Origin of the sequence: Acidiphilium sp. PM (assembly GCF_000219295.1) — a bacterium.
In the GTDB taxonomy this organism is placed as follows: domain Bacteria; phylum Pseudomonadota; class Alphaproteobacteria; order Acetobacterales; family Acetobacteraceae; genus Acidiphilium; species Acidiphilium multivorum.
Genome location: NZ_AFPR01000497.1, coordinates 1 through 1,454, shown reverse-complemented (window position 1 = coordinate 1,454; position 1,454 = coordinate 1). Strand labels below are relative to the sequence as shown.

The 1,454-nt window shown below is 63.7% G+C and carries 1 protein-coding gene; it reads right to left on the bottom strand.

The window, feature by feature from the left end; all coding sequences use genetic code 11:
• On the bottom strand, positions 1-1,454 hold a 1,454-nt coding region (locus APM_RS15700; RefSeq protein WP_007424368.1), incomplete at both ends, for an ABC-F family ATP-binding cassette domain-containing protein.

The following is a 1,454-nucleotide window of genomic DNA, read 5'->3' as shown; positions in this document are numbered from 1 at the left end:
TGGCCCGTGCGGGCCACGTATTCGGTATATCCGCCGTCATAGTCATGGATGCCTTCCTGGGTGAGCTCCAATACCCGGTTCGAGAGCCTGGCGAGGAAGTGGCGATCATGCGAGACGAACAACATGGTGCCCTCGTAGTTCGAGAGCGCGGTGATAAGCATCTCTTTCGTCGCGAGGTCGAGATGGTTGGTCGGCTCGTCAAGGACCAGGAAATTTGGCGGATCGTAGAGCATCAGGGCCATGACGAGCCGCGCCTTCTCCCCACCCGAGAGCTGGCGGCAGCGCTTTTCCACCTCGTCACCTGAGAACCCGAACGCCCCGGCGAGCGTACGCAGGCTACCCTGGCCCGCATGCGGGAAGGCAGCGTCGAGTGTTGCGAAGATTGTGGCGTCGCCGTCCAGCTGGTCCATGGCGTGCTGGGCGAAGTAACCCATCTTCACGCTGCCCCCCAGCGTCACCGTGCCGGTATCGGGTGAAGTGTTGCCGGTTACCAGCTTCAGCAGCGTGGATTTGCCCGCACCATTCACGCCGAGCACGCAGCAGCGCTCCTTGCGGCGGATCAGCAATTCGAGCCCGTCATAGATCACCTTGCTGCCATAGCGCTTGGAGACGCCACGCAGTTTGGCTACGTCATCACCCGAGCGCGGGGCTGGGCGGAACTCGAAGGCGATGGCCTGGCGCCGCTTGGGTGGCTCCACGCGGTCGATCTTGTCCAGTTTCTTCACTCGGCTCTGCACTTGCGCGGCGTGCGAGGCACGGGCCTTGAAACGCTCGATGAACGCGATCTCCTTGGCGAGCGTCGCCTGCTGGCGCTCGAACTGCGCCTGCTGGTGCCTCTCATTCAGGGCGCTCTGGCGGGCGTAGAACTCATAGTCGCCGGAGAAGCTGGTGAGATTGCCACCGTCGATCTCGATGACCTTGTTGATGATGCGGTTCATGAATTCGCGGTCGTGCGATGTCATCATCAGCGCGCCGTCGTAACCGGCGAGGAATTGCTCAAGCCAGATGAGGCTCTCCAGGTCCAGATGGTTGCTCGGCTCGTCCAGCAGCATCACGTCCGGGCGCATGAGCAGAATTCGCGCGAGTGCCACGCGCATCTTCCAGCCGCCAGAGAGCAGGCCCACGTCGCCGTCCATCATCTCCTGGCTGAAGCCGAGGCCGTCGAGCACCTCGCGCGCCTTGCCCTCCAGCGCGTAGCCGCCCAGCTCCTCGAAGCGCGCCTGGACCTCGCCATAGCGTTCCAGGATGGCGTCCAACTGGTCAGCCTTGTCGGGATCGGCCAGAGCGGCTTCCAGCTTTGCCAGCTCCTCGCCCACCTCGCTCACTGGCCCGGCACCTGCGATCACCTCGGCCACGGCGCTGCGGCCCGCCATCTCGCCAACATCCTGGCTGAACAAGCCAATGCTGATGCCGCGATCGATGAGGATGTTGCCCTCGTCGGGAGGCTCCTGACC